The organism is Streptomyces lydicus (assembly GCF_000717345.1).
Taxonomy (GTDB): Bacteria; Actinomycetota; Actinomycetes; order Streptomycetales; family Streptomycetaceae; genus Streptomyces; species Streptomyces lydicus.
In genome coordinates this window covers 1-2,054 of record NZ_JNZA01000089.1, presented here as the reverse complement: position 1 = coordinate 2,054, position 2,054 = coordinate 1, and the positions used below count along the sequence as shown (strand labels likewise).

Here is a 2,054-nt window from a genome sequence, read left to right as displayed (position 1 = left end):
GATGACACCACCGACACCCGCAGCAGCCTGCGTATGCCCCACATTCGACTTCAACGACCCCAACCACAGAGGCCGCCCCTCCGCCCGCCCCTGCCCGTACGTCGCCAGCAACGCCTGCGCCTCGATCGGATCACCCAGCCGGGTCCCCGTACCGTGCGCCTCCACCACATCCACCTCGGACGGCGACAGACGGGCGTCGGCCAGCGCCTGCCGGATCACCCGCTGCTGCGAGGGACCGTTCGGGGCCGTCAGGCCGTTGCTCGCACCGTCCTGGTTCACCGCCGTACCCCGCACCACCGCCAGGACCTCATGACCGTTACGGCGCGCGTCCGACAGGCGCTCCAGCACCAGCACACCGACGCCTTCAGCCCACCCGGTGCCGTCCGCACCGGCCGCGAACGCCTTGCACCGGCCGTCCGCCGCCAATCCCCGCTGACGACTGAACTCGACGAACATTCCGGGGTGGGACATCACCGTCGCGCCGCTCGCCAGCGCGAGCGTGCACTCGCCCTGCCGGAGCGCCCGCACGGCCAGGTGCAGGGCGACCAGCGACGACGAGCACGCGGTGTCCACCGTCACCGCCGGCCCCTCCAGCCCGAACGTGTACGACAACCGGCCCGACAGCACGCTCGCGGTCGTGCCCGTCAGTGCGTAGCCCTCGGCTCCGTCGGCCGCCTCGTGCAGCCTGGGGCCGTAATCCTGGGCGGTCGCGCCCACGAAGACCCCGGTCCTGGAGCCGCGGAGCGACCGTGGCACGATGCCGGCCCGCTCGAACGCCTCCCACGACGTCTCCAGCAGCAACCGCTGCTGCGGATCCATCGCCAACGCCTCACGCGGCGAAATCCCGAAGAACGCCGGATCGAACTCCGCCGCCTCGTGCAGGAAACCGCCCTCGCGTACATACGAGGTGCCCGAGTGCTCCGGGTCCGCGTCGTACAGCGCCGCCACATCCCAACCACGGTCCGCCGGGAACACCGAAATCGCGTCCCCGCCCTCCGCGACGAGCCGCCACAGGTCCTCCGGCGACGCAATTCCCCCCGGAAAGCGGCAGGCCATCGACACGATGGCGATCGGGTCGTCCTCGGCCGGATCGGCCTCGGAGCCAGCACTCACCTGCGGCACGACCGTGTCCCCGGCTGCGGTTTCCGTCACCGGTTCCAGGTCCTGGCCGCGGCGCATTTCCGCCAGCAGGTGACTGACCACGGCATTCGGGGTCGGGTGGTCGAAGGTGAGGCTCGCGGGCAGACGCTGTCCCGTGGCATCGCCGAGTCGGCTGCAGAGCTCCACCGCCATCAAGGAGTCACACCCGAGTTCCTTGAACCGGCTCTCCATTTTGACGGTGTCGGCGCTGTCATGTCCCAGGACGACGGCGACCTGGACGCGTACGACCTCACGAAGCAGGCGCTCGGCGTCCTCGCGCGGTGCCGCGGCGACCCGTTCGGCAAGACTCAGTTCCTGCCGCTCGACGCGCGGGGCCTCTTCGGTGTCCGGGACCTTGCCGGTGTCCTGAGCCTTCGGGGTTTCCCCAGCCCTATCGCTCTCCGGAGCCTTTTCAGTATTCGCAGACTTTTCGAGGTCCGGCAGCCAGTGGCGCTCGCGCTGGAATGCGTAGGTCGGCAGGGTCGTGCGACGACCACGGTGCCCGTTTCCCTCAAGGAACGCTTCCCAGTTCACCCGCACGCCTCGGACGTGCAATTCGCGTCGAGACACCCGCGTTCTCCAACCAGGAAATCTGATCCGCAAACCGCACCGCATCCCGCACATGCCGCACCCAAAACTCCGGATCACACACCCCCTCACCAGCCACCATCCCCAACCGCGGCCGAGAAAACTCCACCGACCGCACCACCCCACCAAACTCCTCCAACATCGGATCCATCAACGGCGAATGGAACGCATGACTCACCCGCAAACGACGCACCCGCCGCCCCAACGCCTCAAAATGCGCGGCAACCTCCCCCACCGCACCCTCAACACCCGACACCACCACCGACGACGGACCATTCACCGCCGCCACACCCACCTCACCCGCACGACCAGCAACCAGCGGCGCC

General features: G+C 69.0%; 2 protein-coding genes. Both read right to left on the bottom strand.

The features are described 5' to 3' along the window. Positions 1–1,674, bottom strand: a 1,674-nt coding sequence (locus OO62_RS36820; protein ID WP_282916363.1) for a type I polyketide synthase, incomplete at its 3' end; no start/stop codon positions are given. Then, positions 1,652–2,054: acyltransferase domain-containing protein (locus OO62_RS39860; RefSeq protein ID WP_157850196.1), on the bottom strand; the 403-nt coding region annotated here is incomplete at its 5' end. The genes OO62_RS39860 and OO62_RS36820, both read right to left, overlap by 23 nt.